Raw genomic sequence first — 17,464 nt, forward strand, 5'->3', positions numbered from 1 at the left:
TCTGATATCAACTTGCTTGTAATTCCTGAGCCCGCTTAACCAGCGAAACCCACTTGCTGCAGCACGGACATGGGCACCGTGTATTCCTTGCCGCTGATCGTGATGAGCTTGGCCTGGCCAGCACCACCCAAGGTGGCGATGAGTTGCACCTTCTCGACCCGTTCGTTTTGGGCAAAGACCGACAGCGCCTCACCCATGGCCACGACCACGGTGTAGGTCGTCGTGGCCTGCAGGGTGCTGGGACCTTGCGGCAGATTGACCGTGATGCTGGCGGTACCGGCAGCCGCAGTGCCGGCGATGGCTGCACTCAGCACCTCGGTCGGCGTGCCATAGGCCGGGATCAGCTTGAACAGAATCGTGTTACCCGTGGGCACATTGGTGGTTTCAAAGGTCACCGTAACGGGGTTGACCACGTCGGTCGGCAGCGTCACATCAGCATTGCCCGTGGGGCTTGCCGGAACGGCCACGCCAGCGATCGTTGCGATGCGCAGCGAAGGCAGGCTGGCCAGGAAGACGGGGCCAGGGACGTCGGTGGTGTAGGCCGGCGTACTAGCGCCGCTATAAGTCAGCGCTTCGGCTTCAATGCGGATACGACCTTGCGAACTACGGAAGTAGTTGCAGTTCATGTTGGTATTGACAGAGCCCGTCACCCCTTGTGGACAGGCATACTGCGCAGTGACCGCTCCATTGCCTGCCACGCTGGTGGCAACAATCCTAATGGCGCCGCCCGAACCACCACCACCCGAACCACCGGAGTTAGTGCCCGCCACAGCTCCACCGTATCCACCAGAAGCACCAATACTGCCAGTCAACGTCACCGTACCCGAACTGGCAATGAGCAAGGCACCACCACCACCACCACCACCTGAACCCGGGTAATTGGCGCCGCCGCGACCGCCACCGCCGCCGGAACCGCCAATCAGCGGCTGCAGGATGGCTGAGCCGTAGGCCTTGCCGAGGACCGAACTAACACCGCACCATACTTGGCTACCGTTCGTCTGCGTTCCTTCAGCGGAATTAGTCGCATAGCCAGCAGAAATACCCATATACCGGTACTGACGGTTATCGCTACCGCAACCATCACCGCCTTCAATCCCGCCAACCCCGCCGCCGGGCCCAAGGCCAGCCCCACCGCGAATGATGGCCGGAGTCTGCACCAAATCGTCACGCCCGCCTCGACCACCGTCATAACCACCAGGCCCACCTTCACCCGGCACTCCGTCATCCGCCTGCACGCCATCTCCGGCCGTTCCCGTTGCAGCGGCTGTCTTGCCGTTGATGTCAATCGCACCCGCAATCGTCACATTGCCGCTGGCCAGCAGATAAACCGGCGTATTCAGTGCATTACGCTTGAACTTGACTGTCACGCCTGCAGGAATGTTGATCGTGGTGTAGTTCAGCACACCGGAGGGTGGGAGCTGGATTTCGGTATTGACCGTGGGACTCAACGCCCCGTCGACACCGGTGCTGCCGCTGTTGAAAGCGTGCGCTCCGACGGCGGTGAATGCAAGAGCCAGCGCCGCCATGAGAGCCTGCGGACGCAAACCGAACCCTGTGCGTGAACGGATGGAATTGGACTTGAACATGGCGATCCTCCTGAGCGAATTGGAAAAAGCAGTGGGTAAAGCAGAGACAGGCGCAGCGCCGGATGCATGAGGCACGTACGTGTCGTGAGAAACAGGTGTATTCATGGTGATGCCCTCGTCATTGCGGCGAAACGATGGTGATGGTGTTGGCCGGGACGGCCTCGGAACTGGTCAGCCCACCAGGCACGCGCAGGCGCACCACACGGCTGCCTATGGCCGCGGCCGGGTCGATACGCACGCTGACCGTGAGCAACTCACCCAGCGTGTCTGTGGCCCACTGGACTGAGCCGAACTGCACGCCGGCTCCAGGCTCGGTCAGCAACTCATAGACATCCTTGAGCCCATCGCCACGTACGGTGAAGGTGTAACTCTTGCCCTGCTCCAACACGATGGGCGACACGGATTCGAGCAAGGTAGGCAAAGCCCCCACATTGAACTGCGAAGCACTGGCAGGGACCGTCGTCAGTCTGCTGGTGACACCATTGACGGTCTGGCTCAGGGACACGCCGTAACGGCCCGCTGGCACATTGGCAGCAACCGTCACCGGCACCGTCAGCAGCGTACCCTGCGCGTTCACCGACCAGGTGCCGAAAGTAATTCCAGCATGACCCAGCGAGGTGATGGCGCTGGTTTTGTCCAGACCCAAGCCCTGTACCGCCAAGGTCGAGGTCGAGCCGATCAGGAAGCCGTCGGGCGTCGTGGGCGCAATACTGTTGACGAAGCCGCCGACCGCCACCCCCACATGGGCGCCGGCAACAAGCTGGTTGTCAGTGACGGTGACGGGCGGTGTTTGCACTACCACGCCGACCAGGGGCGCCGGCAACAGCAAGGCGCTGGCGGCGGGTTCGGTACTCGTCGACCCCACCTGCACCCCCACCGCAGAAGCACTGATGTCGGCATAGGTGGCTCCCACCTGCTGGGCCACCTGCACGGTGTTGGCAGCCACGGCGACGCTGCTGGACTCGCCTCCGGCAGCCACCACGATCACGGTACGCGGCCCAGTCGTCGCCGCAGCTGTGGCCGTCACAGGAACCGTGAGCAGCGTACCGTCTGCACTAGCGGTGATGGTGGCATTGGCGGTGACAGCCAGGCCTTCGGCCGGCTCAAAACGTACGCCCAGCACATCGCGGAAGTTCTTGCCGCGCAGGTTCAGCGTGGCGATCGTCCCGGCCTTGATAACCTGTGGCGCTGTGGCGATGATCTCGGGCGCAGGCGCAGCCACCAGGAAACTGTTCTCTGCATCGCGCACGAAGGGCATGCGGCCCGTTGCCGTCTGCAGCACGAGCTTGCGCGAAATCTTGGCCGCCGCTGCATCCACCGTGATAGGCAGGGTCAGCACCGTCCCTTCCGGGTTCACGCTGAAAGCAGAGGAGGTGATGCCATCGGGCGTCAGCAGGCTGACCGACTGCACGGCCTGCAAGCCGACACCTGTGACCGTCAGATTCAACGAGGTGCCCACCACAGCCACCTTGGGCGTGACGCTGTAAGCCGCCCCACCAACCACTACGCCCAAGGAGGGTGCGGCGACCGGTCCGATGGACTGGCCAGGTGTGGTCGTCGATCCGTCCCCCACCATGACGCCCACGACCGGAGCAAAGACGGGACCCACCGTGCCATTGATCTGGCTCACGATGTTGAACTGGTTGGCCGCATTGATCTCCGCACTACTTTGGCCGGAAGGGGTGGTGATCTGCACCACGCGCGACCCTAGGGCCGCCAAGGGATAGAGCTGGACTGTGGCCGTGAGCTCGGTGCCCGTGGCATTGATCACGGGTTGCGGGTCGATGGCCACATCGATTGCGGGCAGCAAAGCCAGACGACCGTTCTGCAGATGGCGACCGCGAACCTTGAGCTGCAGCAGGGTTCCCGCCTTGGCGTACATCGGCTCGATGGAGGAAATCTCCGGCTGACCCGATGTCAGCACCAGCTGAGAAGACGCAGGCGGGACGAATGGCAACACCTTGCCAGCCGCATCCTTGACCACGACACTGCGCCCTCCGGTTGTTGCACTAGCGGCAACATCCAGAGTCGCAAAAATCTGCGAACCATCACCCGTGACCGTCGGCACTCCAAGGGTCAGTCCCGCAGCCGGTAGCACGGACAGGGTGGCCCCAGCGGGTATGCCGCGGCCGCTTACCACCAGGTTCTGCGTTTGACCCACGGACATGCCGGTCGGGTTGATGCCTGTCAGCACCGGACCTACGGCAATGCCAACAAGCGGCGCGCTAAACAAGGTCGAAGTCGTGTTGGACGGCTGCTGTGTGGTCGAGCCCACGACCAGACCAACAGGCATAGCCTGACTGGTATTCACGCCCCTGAAATCGGCCGTGATGAACACAGGTACAGTCGTCGATACCAGAGTAGAAGATGTGAGCTGCAATGAAGTGAAGCCCGCGACCTTGGGCGTCACGCTGACCTGCACAGATGACTGTCCCGGGGCTATCGTGACCGTGGCCGGCGAAATGGTCGCCTTGCTCGTGTCGCTCATGACCAGGTTGATGGAATGCGACACCACATCGGAGCTCGACAGACGCAGGGTGATATTGCGTGCCGTGTTGTCCGGCGGCAAGGCCAGTGGAGATGGCTCCACAGACAACGTCGGCAGCACCGGCGCCACCGTGATGGGGATAGATGCGACGCCCTGTGCGTTGGTGAAGCTAAGGGTTTGTGAGCCAACTGGGACAGCCTGATCGGCGATCAAGTCCGCCTGAATCTGAGTGGCCGTCTGCCGGACGTTGAGCAGGTCCAGACCTGGATCAGATGTCTTCAGACTACCCGCCTGCAGACGCTGGCCCGTGATGAGCAGGCTTTTGGTTTCCCCACGGCGAATCAGGTTAGGTGTGACCGTACTCAGCACAGGCACGTAGGCAGAGGCTGAACCCGCACCTGTCACAGCGGTGAGGTTGCCGGCCGCGTCATAGGTGTATTCGGTGACCTGCCCAGCGCTATCCACGTATTGGATGAGTCTGCCCAACGGGTCATAGCTGTAGCGCTCGACAGCTGCATGCGCCGACTGATACAGCCCGGCGCCAATGCATACGAGAAGAGCCACAAGGCCCCATACGCTGGACAGCAACAGCGTTTGCAATCTGGCAAAAAGCCGCAGCAAAATGCATTCCTCCCGTTTTAGCGCCCTGTTGATTTTTTTAGGCGCTTTTAATTGAGCGAGTTTTTAACACACATTTTTGAGCTGTCACACATGCACCTACGCAAAAAAACTATCGACCCGATAAACAACACCCAAGCAAATAAGCGGGCGCTGATTAAGTTTTTCATAACGTCAGGGTTCACTCACCTCCTGACACTGGCGCCATGCATTGCACACGCTGAACCCAAGACCACCACTCTTGAATTGGCATACGGAATCATCAAAAAACCGTGGTTCATTGAAGTGCCATCGGGATTGCCCTTTGCGACGTCCCAGCAACGCGCATCCACTACGCAGGTCAATACTCCCGCCGTTCAGCGCGCTGTACATTGGACGCGACAGTGGTTGAAGCTGGTAGTGAAGTACCAACAGAACCCACTTCGGGCATCGCGCACCATTGCACATACCCAAGTGGCCATGCACGATGCGTGGCTGCTAGCCGCAACGCAGGGAGCAGCATTTGAGACGCGGGAGATGAGCGCCCATCGTGCTGCATCTCTGGTGCTGCAACATCTCTACCCCAATGAGACGCCTGGTTTTTTTGAGTCGCAATATGTTTGGATCTCTTCACTGATCTCGACAAGCCGCATCGACCAAGACATCGTCGAAGCCACAGGCGCACGCGTTGCTCAAGCCATCATCAATCGCAGTTTGCGTGATGGAGCCGGCCGGACTTGGCCTATCCGCGACCGCCCCAAGGACTTCCCAGGCATCTGGCAAGCTGCGTATCCACTCTATTCGGTCAATCCAACAGAGCCATACGCAGGAGAATGGCGAACTTGGCTGAAACCGGATCTGCAGCGGTACCAACCTCCCACCGCACCCCGCCCGAGCTCGGAGCAGCATCGCCGCGAGACGCTGGAGGTTTTGAACGTCATCCGAAACCTGACGGCCAAGCAATTCGAAGTCGCCGAGCGTTGGAACCTGGATGCGGGTTCAGTGACGCCTGCTGGCGTCTGGATGCAACACGCCATAGATCTGCTACTTCGCTCGCAGATTACAGGCGACACCTTCGAGGCAAGTACTGCTGTCCTGGCCGCCACCGCCGTCGCCATGGAAGACTCTTTTGTCGCCTGCTGGCGCATCAAGTTTCGCGATTGGAGCGAACGCCCCATCACCGCAATCCGGCGAGATCTCGATCCAGGATTCACGACGCCCCTAGTGACACCCAGCTTCCCGGGTTATGTATCCGGGCACTCCACACTCTCGGGAGCGACATCCATCGTCTTGGCGCACTTCTGGCCTACGGAAGCACCGGCGTTGAATGCCATGGCGGATGAAGCTGCGGTATCACGGCTGTGGGGGGGGATTCATTTCCGCAGCGACAACGAGGAGGGATTGAAAGTGGGGCGGGCGGTTGGCGCAGAGGTTCTCGATAAAAGTCGGTGACGACTTTTTTGCGGTTTTGGGTGGATCACCTTTAGAGAAATACCTTCTGACTGCGCATGCCGAGCAGTTTGAGTAAAGGGGCGGGAGAATCCTCATGCCAAGCTTTCCGTTGTCGACGGCAGTCAGGGTGCTCGTGTAAGACACTTTGCCAAGGTTCTTGCCGACTTTTCTCACCATCTCTCTGCTCCCGAATCCACTTTGCCAGGTCTCATCTGACGGCACAAACCTGCAAAAAAATCCTTCCTTGTCACCGAGAGACGAGCAGGACACGCCTCCCGATGCACGCCGAACTTCAGCATAAGCGCTAGGACTTCACCAGCCGCGCGATCTCCTGGCCAATTCGCTGCTTTAACAATTCCAGCGCTTCGCCCTCCAATCCGGTACCTCCAGCGTGGATATGGGGCAGCAGAACCAACTGGGGACAGACCTGATCGAAGTAGCTGGCACGGTCATCCACTGCCAGCCATGGTGCGCCTGGTGCATTTGAGGCCAGCCATTGTTCGCACTCCCTTTGGCGATGCCCTCGAGCGCTTGCCAGTTCCTGCTGCTGAGGCGTTGCACCAACAACCCGATCTTGGAGATCACCGGAGAAGATGGTGATCAGCTCTGCAAGAGGCAAGTGCAGGCGCCATGACGAGGACAGGACGATCAGCACTTGAGGGTACTGCCGGATCAGGGCCTCGAAACCTCCCAGATGACAGAACTCTAGTTCAGAGCCCACTCCTTCAGGATGTAGGACGCCATCGAAGTCGAGAAATAGGTAGAGGCTGGTGAACATTGCTTGGGCTGTTTGCGTCTGTACGTCCTTCAATCTCGCGGACAAGGAGCGCATGGACATTTCTAGCGACTTAGGTTGCCAAGAGTTCGCGCCACACCGCCATCGTCTCGTGATGCCACGCTCCGCTATCCGTGCCCCCAAAGAAATTGATACGGTAGTCACCCTCCTGGGCAGACCACTCACCATGTGACAGATCGCTGCCCTCAATTTCTTCCCAGGTCAGGCCGCGCAAATGCGGGAAAAATGCCTCGATCTCACTCACGGTAAGTACCTTGCCCGCCATCTGGGAAAATCGTGGATCAGGTCGTCTATTTAGGCGACTTATCGCGACTCCAAACCCCCACCGCTCCCGCCAGGCACGGACGCCAGTCCCTCCAGGCTGTAGCTCCGTTGGGAGGAAATTCCATTCCATAGCTTCCACCTCCAAATTTTTAAGTGCTGCAGATGCGTTGACCGCGCACATGAAGCTTGTGTCAACTATGGCGCCCTTTTTTCTCCCTCGCAAGCCTGGAGCTTGCTCATTGAACGGATAAACGGCCAAAACCTTGCTCATCCGCTACGAAACGCCCTGCAGGTCCTGTTGACCCACCTAAGATGACCATGCGTTTAAGGTCAATACGCAATTGCGCATAAGGCTTGACCTCAGTCATTTACGGAGTAGGACATGACGGGCCAATCGGATAACGGTGACCTCATAACCGGCAAGGGACAGAACGAGCCCGAGCGAGTTGCGGGTGTTCTGTCCCCTGAACAGTTGCTGAACTGTTTCATCCGGAGGCCGAGAATCACAAAGCGCTACCTTCACCTGATGGCGGATACCTACGATAGACCCCAGCTTCTGCAGCTGATCGGTAACCTGTGCGACGTCTGCCTCGGAAAGGTTTTCCCGCCCATTGTTGAGAGGCATCGATACTCAGGGGTGGAGCTGGAGCGCCTGGCTCAGCTCGAGGCCTTGGCTACGGAGGTTTTGGGAGACCCAGAGTCTGCGCATAACTGGCTGACTGAGCGCCAATTTCCACTTGGCTGGGAGAAGCCGATTGATGCGATCCCAGACGAGACCAAATGGCAATTCGCGATGGATACCCTGACGCGGATCAAGTATGGTGTCTACTGTTGATAAAGAAGTGTTGAATTCCGCCGAAATCTGTCCCCCTCAGTAGCTGCTCGACGACTTTATTGGCCGGAAAAATTTAATTGGTCAACTCTAGGGGGCAGGTAATCGTACGAACATGTGCGAAAGCAGCAAGGTTCCATGCGAGGGAGCGCTTCCCACTGGTCGATTGTGCTCCGTATCGAACTGCGCCACTCCAGGAAACATGGTTGACGGATTGCGCAGTAGTGCGCCGGACGCATCGCCCACCATCCGCAGGTCTGACTTCGCTGCAGCTGACAGCAGTGACTGGCGCAGGCCCTGCATGCAGGCGTTTTGGTCCCCGATCAGCATGCCTACCATCAGCGCCAGGGGGAGGCCCTTGGCATACTCACCATCCACGAAACGCCGCATTCCATCCTTGCCACGGTAGATCTTGTAACTGCCAGGGGTTGCAACCAGCTTCTTGAACTCGAAGATCAGCTCCACGCGCACAGCCCCTTTGTTCGACTTGTAGACCAAGTCCTTGCGAATGCGGCCTCGGGCCGTGAGCTCTTCGTCGATGATTACCGACTCGCCGGCCGGCTCCTCGTAACTCCACCAGCCTAGCAACCGAGCTTTGGATAGCGACACTTTGGGCATGTACATGCCGAACCGTTCCGTGATATGGTTTTCACGCTGGCCTGAATTGAATGTCTTGGGAGCTTTGGTCGACAGCTCATTCCAAGTGTCCAGGACGAACTGCGCGGCACGCCGTGCCTCATCCACAGGGAACGCCTCAAGCCACTGATCGCGAGATGTCAGCCGGGATACCAAGGCCTTGTTCACTGGGCCGCCTGTTCCTGCACGAAACGCACCACCCGCTCGGCGTCCCGGAATGCCTCTGCCTGCAACCAGAGTCGGCGGGCCATCGGTTTTACCAAGTAGAGAGCGTTACCGTGCCGCACAACAACGTCGGCGGCGAGATACAGGTTGTCGCGCACTGCGATCGGCAGCAGTCCTTTGTCCTGAAGCGTTTTCACCAACTTCGCAACTGCCTGATCGGCGACCTCAGGCCGCACGGCAGCATGTGAAGACTTTTCCCCTATGACGTCCAGCCGAAGGATGGCCAGCGCCCCATAGGCTTGCGCGGAGCCCACGGTCAAGCCGGCGCTGAAGCCGCCTGAGCCTCCCATCGCGTCTCGCCATTGCGCGAGCTCGGACAGCAGGGCCTTCACGTACAGCTGCAAGTCGCGATCGCTTGTACGCAACTGAAGTGGGGTGAGCAACTTTGCATACGAAGAAGGCTGGATGCCAGGTAAAACCAGTTCGGCAACCTCATGAATTCGCGCCACCTGCGAAGCGGTCAGGCCGAAATACTCGCCGATCAGCTTTTCCGCATGCTTGCGCCAGCCTTCGAACACCTCTTCGCGCCCGATCGTGGGTGAGTCTTCCAGCTCCTTCACGAACGCTGCTACTTCAGCCACAATGGCGGCGGCGCGTTGCGGGTTGGAGTGGTCACGCGGGTGCACGAACGGCAATCGCTTGACGTTGAGCAGGCTCACCCGCTCGCGCTCAAAGCTGACTTGGTAGGCCGTCAGAAGAAGAAGATAGCGGACCAGGTCCGAATGCAGGTATACAGACAGGAAGCGCAGCAAGTCGGCCTCTTTCCTGGGTGCTACGATCGCCGTTGTACTGCTGTTGAACGAGAATTTCTTGGAGCTGTAGCCGGCGCAAATTCTGCGTTCAGACGTCATGCCGTCTTTGAACACGATGCGTGGGCCCTGAAAAGTGCCTACGATCTTTTCCGAGAGCTTGGCGACATGGGTGACCTTGGCTGGAAACCGCACAAGCACGCCCTCATCCAGTAGAGGCCCATGCAACGCAAACTTATTGGCGTCCAGATAAGGTGCGCCCGCAATCGACTTGACAGACACGGGCTCTTCGACCGAGCTGTCCTTAAGATGGAAGCCCTTGGTCATCTGCCATCCGGCCTCATCGAGCAAATCCCCAATCTGGCCCAGCATTTCGAGGCCGGCGATTGTCGCTTGGTCCTGGGGAGTGCCCCAGTACAGTGTGGTGAGGACCGAGTTGTCGTGAGCAAGAACGGCGGTCTGAACCGTGTGCCGATCAGTTCCATGCAGCGTCAGTCGGCCGAAGGCTAGGCTGATATCGGCTTTGGGCGTCCAGTAATTGAAGGTCTCAGGCAATGGAATCTCAGTCCGCGGCCGGCGCGGCCTCGCCGTGATGACCAAAGTCGGCTGCTTGGCGTTCTCGAACAAAAGTTTGCGCAAATCTCCGAAGTTGATCGCCGTATTGAGTTCACAGCGCTCGAGCCATTGCTGGACAAAGGGCTGACTGGTCTGTGCACCGAAGCTGCTGACGGGCAGGATGAAGCAGAACCGTCCACGCACTGGGTCGACCGCATCCATCGCGCGAAGCATGTAGGCGAGGCAAACCTGCCGGCGTGGGATCTTGTATCCCTGGGCTGCAGCCCACGTATCGGAGGAAAGGAGCTGCCTGCCCTTGGGCTCAAGCCACGGCGGATTGGAAATAAGCAGGGTGAAGTTACCACGCTTGACCAGTGGGTTTTCAGCGGAGAAGAAGTCGCCCTTGGTACCCCGAATGATGTTGTGCCCATCAAGGGTTGGCAGTTGCGCCTTACCTTGCGCTGTCAGCTTGAGTAAATCAGCCGGCTGCAGATTTTCCAGAACGCACAGGTAAAGACTGAAGGCGGTAACCCGGCAGGCGGATTCGTTGATGTCCGATCCGAAGATGTTCTTCTCTAGCAGTTGGATGCGCTGAGCAAACGTCCACTGCTTACCAGTCTTGGCCTCACCGTAGGCCAGCATACGGCGGTAGGCCGTCGTCAGCAAAATTCCTGACCCACAGGCCCCATCGAGCACGCGCTCTGAGAGGATGTCCTGTGAGCCTGCGAACGCCTGGTCCACGGTCAAGGTCGCGAGGTGGCGCGGCGTGTAATAGGCCCCGACATCGCGCTTGTCCTCCGCAAGGAAAGACTCATAGATCCCGGAAATGAGTTCCACCGGGATGAAGCGGAAGTCATAGCGCCAGAAACTTTGCTGTCCGTCGGCCATGTCGACATGGTGCAGGAACTCTTTGAGGTGTCCGAACGCCACGCCGCTGAAATCACGCCAGACCTGCCGGCCACCGTCAGGCTCAAGCAGATCCCCGTTGAAATCCTTCTTGACGCTCGCCATCAAGGAAATCATGCCCTTACGGTCGGCCGTGGCGACCAATTCGAACAAGCTACCCACCTCGCGCTGCTTCCGATATTCATCGCCCACGATCCCGCGATGCTCGAGATAGGCCACGAACATCACCTGCGCCATGAGCAGCTGAGCGGCGCTTTTGCTCAAACCCTCCTCGGTCAGAGCTCCGACGATGATCCCCAAGTTCGACAACAGCTTGCGATCGACCTTGTTCTCGGGGGCGAACCAGTCAGCGTGTCGGGCGAACACCTCGCCCGACTGGACGTCAGCTCGCGAGAAGGCACCGAAAGGCTTGGCCTGCTTGAACTCGATTTGCTCGAAAGATGCATCTGGCAGTGAAGTCGGCGCCGCTAGCGCATGCGTGGCGTCGACCACCAGCACGATGGACACCAGATTCTGATTCCAGGCGCGCTCGCGCACGCTGCGCATCAGGCCTTGATCATCCAGGGCGCTACCGTCGCCCTCCAGGAAACAGACGGTCGGCACCCCTTCAACGTCGAACACGGCCTTGGCGCGAATCTGCCCCTTGGGGTCCAGCAGGCTGCGGATTTCTGTGCCGTAGGGATGTTGGCCAGGGACGGATTCGGAGCGGACATGCAGCGAACCAGAGGCATCTGAATAGCCCCAGGCGTCTAGCCACTTATCGAGCACACCTTCCACGAGGCCGACCTTTCAAAACAATTTGCGTTAGTTTAACCTAATGATTGAATAAATCAAGAGTAGTGCTACACTCGTCTGAAATGACATACTCGTCGTGATTGGTATGAATGTCGCTTGGCTTGATGAGTTGAGCTTTGCCCAGAAGCAGCGTCTTCAGTTCATAGAAGCGCGACTGATCTGGGATGGCTCCGTGCGCCGCGGTCAGGTGTGTGAGGTCTTCGACGTCACACCAAACCACCTGTCACGCGACTTCAGGCGTTACCGCCACCACCACGCCCATTGCCTGGAATATGACGTGGAGAAGAAGGCCTACACTCGCGGACGCGATTTCAAGCCACTTCTTGCCTCTGGCTCCGCGGAGGAGTACTTGTCGCTCCTGCAGGCCTACAGCACCAGCAAATCGACCGCAGTGGTTCCTGCATTGGGACAGGTTGCAGCCGCCGAATCCATCACACAACCAGCCGGCAGCATCGATCCGGACGTCCTGCGCCTGATGATGCTTGCGCTGCGCGAGGGTTCAGGTCTTGCCCTGACTTACCAATCGTTCAACGAACCCGAGCCAGTGCCCCGTACCTTGTGGCCTCACACGCTCGTGTTCAACGGCGATCGCTGGCATGTTCGAGCCTTCGATGACCGTCACAAGGAGTTTCGGGATTTCGTCCTGGCCAGATGCAGCAAAGCCAAACTGGATACATCGGATGCACCCTCGGCTGCATCCGAAGACAAACGATGGCACGAAACGGAAACCGTGGACGTGATCCCAGCAGCCCGTCTGTCGGACAACCAGAAATCGGTGGTGGCAAGGGAATTCGGGATGAAGGCCACCAGCAACGGAGAGTTTGTTTGGTCCTCTCCCATCCGCAAGTGCTTGGTGGGCTACTTCCTGTATCGCCACAGACTTGAGCGCGGCGGCTCAGCAAGCAAGCAGATCCCAGGGCAGCACCCGTACCTAGCCTTGAAAGATCCGCAACTGGCGACCGCTTACCGATTCGGCGGGGATTAAACGAAGTCCAGTATTTCCTTGTGCGTCACTGGCTTGTCGGCCAAGCTCAGCCGCATGGCCGGAGTCTTGCCGTCCTTGCCGACCAGGCAGTAGTTGTAGATGACGCGAAACAGGCCCATGATCCTTTGTGCAATCTCCGGGTTATAGGCGCTGTAGCCGTGCCAGGTCCGGCCGCCTGAACTGGCGGAGGCGATCGGGCGCTCTAGCAGGCTGACGCGCCTGCGAAGCTGCATGAAGAAGCGGTCGATTGGGTGCAGACTGGCTGACAGCATGCCGCCGGCGATCCGGTCGGCATCTGCACCACCCCAGTCCGTCAGGCAACTGACCTCCTTTAGCGGCTCGCCCATATGGGGCAGCGCGCTGGCCACCCATCGATTGGCCGCGTTGGGTTCTGCCTTTCGCACCTGCAGATAGCGTTGCCTCATGACTTCTCGCGCGATCTGACGCCGGGTCAGCGTCGGGTATTGCTTTTGCAGTCGGGCCAGATAGGTTTCGCTATGTGCGACGGCCAACTTGCGCTCATCGATGGTCAATGTCTTGCCGATGCGCACAAAATAGGCATCGGCCCTTCGTTGGGCCACAAGATCCAGGCAAGCAGCGAGAAACGCGCCGCGGATGCTGGGCTCCTGATCGAGGTAGAACTCAAACGCCTCTACGCTGGGTAGCAGCCAGCGCAAGAACTGAAAGTGTCCCATCAGAACGTACTCGGCATGGATACGCAGGCCTGCGGCTGGTAGTTTGGTTCCCGCTTCCGCGAGCGCCACGCCGTCGGGAACAGACTTGTCCGCCTCTTCGTCCCCAGGCAGGAAAAACCTCGCATATCGCCGAAAGGGCCCTGATAGCTGGTAGTCACCGATTTCCCGTGCGTGCAGATCAACCTCGAAAGGGTTCATCGAGGGGTCGAAGTCAAGCTCGATTCCGAACACATAACCACTTTCGCAGTCCGCGCTACCGGAGGCGGACAACTTGGTGTTGCGCCGGTCCGCACTGGAAGCCCAATTGAATACGTGATCCTGACGGTCAACTGCAATTCGCAGCCTCGAAAAGCTTAGCCGCTCTCTCAACGCCGATTCGCGATCGACCACGAACCGAACGGCCTGCTTATGAAAGAACTGAATGCGTGAGTACAGGACCGCAGGCTGGATGTTCGCCACCTCGCAGATTCGTCGCATCGGCACCTTGTTGACCAGCAGGTTCAAGACCAACCCATTTATCTCAGGGTGACGCTGGCGCAGCGTTGATCGCGTCGAGACTGTGAAAGTACGCCGACAGGCTTTACAACGGTATCGTGCCGACCCACCTCGGCTTTTGCCAAATGACTGGTAGAGATCCGGACTGGTCACGGTGTGGTTGACGCACACCGGGTTTAGACATGCTGGATCATTGAGCTGCATGTAGGGCGCGCGCTGCCGCTCAAACTCTTCAATGGTGGCGCGGTTGCTTTTGAGGGAGAAGCTCTGGTTGCAACGCGAGCAGTACATGGTGGACTCTACCGACACACCAATTGAGCGATAGCCGTCAGCCGAGGCCTTGCCCGACCCGCCGACAGCAAGAGGAGGAATTCCGAAGTTCTCACACTCAAGATTGCGGCAAAAGTTGAGCTGCAACCCTTCATGCTCAGCCGGGATGCGCCCTTGATCCCCAACCTGCTTGCGCTTGTAGCTTCGCGTCAAAAAAGAAACCCCCGGTGGATTACCGGGGGTTTTACCAGATCCTAAGCCGCGTCAACACTTTAATTGAACGGCTCGCGCATACCGCCGGCTTTTTTTCCTTGGACGTTCAAGGCCTCACTTGCACTTGAAGACTTCGTAGGAGCGCTTGCCGTATTCCAGGGAATTGCCCTTGACCACGGTGTCGCCGCCCTTGTCGATGGCCTCGTTACGCGCCATCTGCAGCAGGTTCTCTTCCACCGCCTCGGCGCTGCGCGTGATGGGCCCCAGGGAGGACAGCACGCTGAGGGTGGAACGTCCCAGCGACCTGCACTTGGCCACGTCCGTGTCCTTGGCCAGCACCACCTGGTCAGCTCCGACACGCTCACCGATCATCGAACTGGCACAACCCGTCAAGCCGGCGGCCAGCAGGCCCAGGGCCACGACGTTCATCAAATTCTTCGACAGCTGCATAGTCTCTCCAATCAACAACAGAAACGTAAGCCCTGAAGTCTAACGACTCTGCGTGTATCCAAATGCAAAAAACTGGATCAAATGCCTGTGAGCTTGCGGTAGGCTTCACGCGTCTCGGGCGACACCGCCGCAAGCACCTGCGCATGGCTGGTCTGGTGGCGGGCTTGCAGGCGCGCGGAGGCCACCGCCCGGGAACGGCAGAACCAGTGGCAACTGTGCTGCATCAGGAAAAGCTCCGCCGACATCGTGAACGCCTTGTCGCGTTGCGACAGCTCGCGGCGGTTCTCTGCCGCCGCCGCAATGCCCTCGGCATGGAGGGCCAGCGCGTGACGCATATCGAATGACTGACGCGGCAGGATACGGTCGGCATAGGGAAAAGCAACACCCAGGGTGCTGACCTGGGTCTGCCCGTTCCAGACCTTGGAGAAATCGGCGGCGAAACGCTGGAACTGGCTATTCAACTCGGCCTCGGCCGTGCCCAGCATGCTCCAGATCTGCGCGCGGCGCTCGTCGTCCTCCTCACCAAGGGCACGCAGATAGCCTTCGGTGACGTTCTCCATCAGCTTCTCGATCTGGTACTGACTCAGGTAGCCCCCCAGCAGATAGATGCGGCGCCGTTGCTCGCGCGCCTTGAGGAACTGGAAGCCCGCGATGGGCACCAGCAGCAGTATCAAAAACTCCATGAATGACCCGGACGAAACAAAGAGGCTAGTGTAGTGGCTGGGTCTCGGGACCGCCTCAGCGCTCCAGCGCCACCACACGCTTGTAGAGCAATCCACCAGCATACAGCGTCAGCCCCACCACCACCAGGCTGCCGATGCGCACCAGGGGTGCGGCGCCGGCCAGGTCGTAGAGGATGACCTTGACCAGCGAAGCCGCAAAAATGAAAAGCGAGGACTTGCCCAGGTCCTGGTCGTTGTTGCGGAAGGCCAGCAGCAACGACGCCAGGGCCAGCGCACCCCAGGCCAGGGACACCAGCAGTTCATTGCCAAAGCTGCGCAGGACCACCACCATCAGGCCGATGTGCGCGGCGTAGAGGGCAAACACCATCCACTGCCGCAACGCCACGTGGCCGCGCCCGACAAAGTAGGCGGCGTAGAGCTCGGCGGCATACAGCAGCGAGAGCAGCGTCCCATGGCCCGCACCGCCAGTGTCGCCCAGCAGCACCACGCGCGCGAAGTTCAGGGCCAACAGCGCCCCCAACAGCAGCTTGAAAGGCAGCATCAGCTCGGCGTCCGCCGTGGGGCGCGTGATGAAGAGCGCCGCCGGTGGCAGCACCAGCAACACGGCCCAGGGTGCCCAGCGTTCGGGCAGCAGCTCCAGGTAGACCGCGTGGAACAGCACCAACGCGCAATAGGCGCCCACGATGAAGCCCCCCGCCTGCAGCGCCACGCCCAGCGCGCGCCGTGCCACCCCATAGGCCAGCAACAGCACGGCCGCGCTGCCCAGCGCCACCCAGGGCGCCTGCGCGGGCAGGTGGCGGCTCAGGATGGCGTACTGCAGCGCGTAGAACAGCAGCAGCAAGGGCAGATGCGTCACGCCCTCGGCCTGCGTCATCGGGCGTGCATGGCGCACCGAGAAGACGATGGCCGCGCTCAGAAACACCGCGAACTGCAGACTCTGGAACACCAGGGCTACGCCCCACTGGCTGCGTGCCAGCTGCTCCCAGAGCACCTGGAACGCGATCAGGGCCATGTAAGCCGCCAGCAGGTAGGGCCGTCGCTTGCCTATGGCCAGCGCGTACAGGCAGAACACCACGCTCCAGGCCGTGAAGTAGATCGCCAGGTCCACCACCGACCCTGTCAGGGCCCGCAGCAACAGTGGTGCGGAGTAGGACCCCACCACAGCGAACAGACCGTAAATCTCGCTGCCGAAGATGCGCCCCAGCCAGAGTGCCAGCAGGCAGTTGCAGATCACCGCTGTGGTGGCCACGCTGGCGCCGATCAGATGGTAGTAGAGGTGGGCGCCGTAGATGGCCAGGAAGAACACCACCAGGCCGCCGGCCGGCAGCAGGCTGGCGTAGCCGCTGTCCAGACGCCGTAGCCGCAGGCCGGCCACGATGAGTCCCGCGCCGCCCAGCACCGCCAGGCCCAGCTGGCGCGGCGGTGTCAGCCAGCCCGCGTCGTAGACCAGACGGATCAGGTAGGCTGCGGCCAGCACCAGCAGCGTGGCCCCGGTCCATCCCATGATCTGCGTGACCGAGAGCTCGCTCTCGTCCACTGTTTTCTCGAAGAAGGGCGAGACTGGCGCCGACCTGGGGGCCCGGGTCGTCGCAGCAGGTGCTTGGGGCTCGGTGTTGCGAAAGTGCGGGTCTTCCACATCCAGTGCCGATGCGGCCGGGCGCTGGGTGGCGGGCGCGGGCGCTGCGCGGGGCGAGAGATTCAGCACGGCTTCTTCCAGCCGGGCCAGGCGCAGGTTCAGTGCACGCAACTGCTCTTCGACATCTGCCATGGTCCATCCTCCCTTCGTGACGAC

General features: G+C 60.0%; 13 protein-coding genes. 3 read left to right on the forward strand and 10 right to left on the reverse strand.

Features of this window, described 5'->3' with window-relative positions; translation table 11 throughout:
• Nucleotides 1-35: 35 nt before the first annotated feature.
• Nucleotides 36-1,691: a hypothetical protein gene (locus tag AC07NT_RS18255; protein WP_498596560.1), complete on the reverse strand. Its 1,656-nt coding sequence runs from the start codon at nt 1,689-1,691 to the stop codon at nt 36-38.
• A 13-nt stretch (nt 1,692-1,704) separates the two neighbouring features.
• Complete coding sequence (locus AC07NT_RS18260) at nt 1,705-4,539, reverse strand: RHS repeat domain-containing protein (protein WP_498596559.1); 2,835 nt, start codon at nt 4,537-4,539, stop codon at nt 1,705-1,707.
• A gap of 246 nt (nt 4,540-4,785) precedes the next feature.
• On the opposite strand from AC07NT_RS18260, the gene AC07NT_RS18265 reads away from it, so the two are divergent.
• Nucleotides 4,786-6,123 (forward strand): phosphatase PAP2 family protein, encoded by a 1,338-nt coding sequence (locus AC07NT_RS18265; protein WP_498596558.1) that lies wholly within the window; start codon nt 4,786-4,788, stop codon nt 6,121-6,123.
• Between the two features lie 304 nt (nt 6,124-6,427).
• Here AC07NT_RS18265 and AC07NT_RS18270 read toward each other — a convergent pair whose 3' ends face one another.
• Both AC07NT_RS18270 and AC07NT_RS18275 read right to left on the reverse strand, forming a co-directional pair.
• On the reverse strand, nt 6,428-6,955 hold the full coding sequence (locus AC07NT_RS18270; RefSeq protein ID WP_498642675.1) for an HAD domain-containing protein: 528 nt from the start codon (nt 6,953-6,955) through the stop codon (nt 6,428-6,430).
• Between the two features lie 16 nt (nt 6,956-6,971).
• On the reverse strand, nt 6,972-7,163 hold the full coding sequence (locus AC07NT_RS18275) for a hypothetical protein (RefSeq protein ID WP_498596556.1): 192 nt from the start codon (nt 7,161-7,163) through the stop codon (nt 6,972-6,974).
• A 402-nt stretch (nt 7,164-7,565) separates the two neighbouring features.
• Between AC07NT_RS18275 and AC07NT_RS18280 the strand changes: the two genes are divergently transcribed.
• On the forward strand, nt 7,566-8,018 hold the full coding sequence (locus AC07NT_RS18280) for an antitoxin Xre/MbcA/ParS toxin-binding domain-containing protein (protein WP_498596555.1): 453 nt from the start codon (nt 7,566-7,568) through the stop codon (nt 8,016-8,018).
• Nucleotides 8,019-8,105: 87 nt separating this feature from the next.
• Here AC07NT_RS18280 and AC07NT_RS18285 read toward each other — a convergent pair whose 3' ends face one another.
• Nucleotides 8,106-8,819, reverse strand: coding sequence for a hypothetical protein (locus AC07NT_RS18285; protein ID WP_498596554.1), 714 nt, complete (start codon nt 8,817-8,819; stop codon nt 8,106-8,108).
• Complete coding sequence (locus AC07NT_RS18290; protein ID WP_498596553.1) at nt 8,816-11,863, reverse strand: HsdM family class I SAM-dependent methyltransferase; 3,048 nt, start codon at nt 11,861-11,863, stop codon at nt 8,816-8,818. The genes AC07NT_RS18285 and AC07NT_RS18290 overlap by 4 nt, the downstream gene beginning before the upstream one ends.
• Before the next feature lie 103 nt (nt 11,864-11,966).
• Here AC07NT_RS18290 and AC07NT_RS18295 point away from each other — a divergent pair, with 103 nt between their 5' ends.
• On the forward strand, nt 11,967-12,866 hold the full coding sequence (locus AC07NT_RS18295) for a BrxR family helix-turn-helix transcriptional regulator (protein WP_498596552.1): 900 nt from the start codon (nt 11,967-11,969) through the stop codon (nt 12,864-12,866).
• Here the strand turns inward: AC07NT_RS18295 and AC07NT_RS18300 are convergent.
• The 4 genes from AC07NT_RS18300 to AC07NT_RS18315 all read right to left on the reverse strand — a co-directional run bounded on the left by AC07NT_RS18300 (nt 12,863) and on the right by AC07NT_RS18315 (nt 17,440).
• On the reverse strand, nt 12,863-14,539 hold the full coding sequence (locus AC07NT_RS18300) for a transposase (protein ID WP_498596551.1): 1,677 nt from the start codon (nt 14,537-14,539) through the stop codon (nt 12,863-12,865). The two genes, AC07NT_RS18295 and AC07NT_RS18300, sit on opposite strands and share 4 nt — an antisense overlap.
• Before the next feature lie 114 nt (nt 14,540-14,653).
• Nucleotides 14,654-14,968, reverse strand: coding sequence for a DUF4156 domain-containing protein (locus tag AC07NT_RS18305; protein WP_498596550.1), 315 nt, complete (start codon nt 14,966-14,968; stop codon nt 14,654-14,656).
• A 98-nt stretch (nt 14,969-15,066) separates the two neighbouring features.
• A complete protein-coding gene (locus AC07NT_RS18310) occupies nt 15,067-15,672 on the reverse strand; it encodes a hypothetical protein (RefSeq protein WP_498596549.1) in 606 nt (201 codons plus the stop codon).
• 55 nt (nt 15,673-15,727) lie between these two features.
• Complete coding sequence (locus tag AC07NT_RS18315) at nt 15,728-17,440, reverse strand: DUF2339 domain-containing protein (protein ID WP_498596548.1); 1,713 nt, start codon at nt 17,438-17,440, stop codon at nt 15,728-15,730.
• Nucleotides 17,441-17,464: the final 24 nt, after the last annotated feature.

This window comes from Hylemonella sp. GW821-FHT10B10, assembly GCF_059415585.1.

Coding starts and splice junctions, on each gene's coding strand:
- AC07NT_RS18270 (WP_498642675.1), bottom strand. CDS start 6,955: ATGCGCTCCTTGTCCGCGAGATTGAAGGACGTACAGACGCAAACAGCC.
- AC07NT_RS18280 (WP_498596555.1), top strand. CDS start 7,566: ATGACGGGCCAATCGGATAACGGTGACCTCATAACCGGCAAGGGACAG.
- AC07NT_RS18265 (WP_498596558.1), top strand. CDS start 4,786: ATGCACCTACGCAAAAAAACTATCGACCCGATAAACAACACCCAAGCA.
- AC07NT_RS18305 (WP_498596550.1), bottom strand. CDS start 14,968: ATGAACGTCGTGGCCCTGGGCCTGCTGGCCGCCGGCTTGACGGGTTGT.
- AC07NT_RS18310 (WP_498596549.1), bottom strand. CDS start 15,672: ATGGAGTTTTTGATACTGCTGCTGGTGCCCATCGCGGGCTTCCAGTTC.
- AC07NT_RS18315 (WP_498596548.1), bottom strand. CDS start 17,440: ATGGCAGATGTCGAAGAGCAGTTGCGTGCACTGAACCTGCGCCTGGCC.
- AC07NT_RS18255 (WP_498596560.1), bottom strand. CDS start 1,691: ATGAATACACCTGTTTCTCACGACACGTACGTGCCTCATGCATCCGGC.
- AC07NT_RS18295 (WP_498596552.1), top strand. CDS start 11,967: ATGAATGTCGCTTGGCTTGATGAGTTGAGCTTTGCCCAGAAGCAGCGT.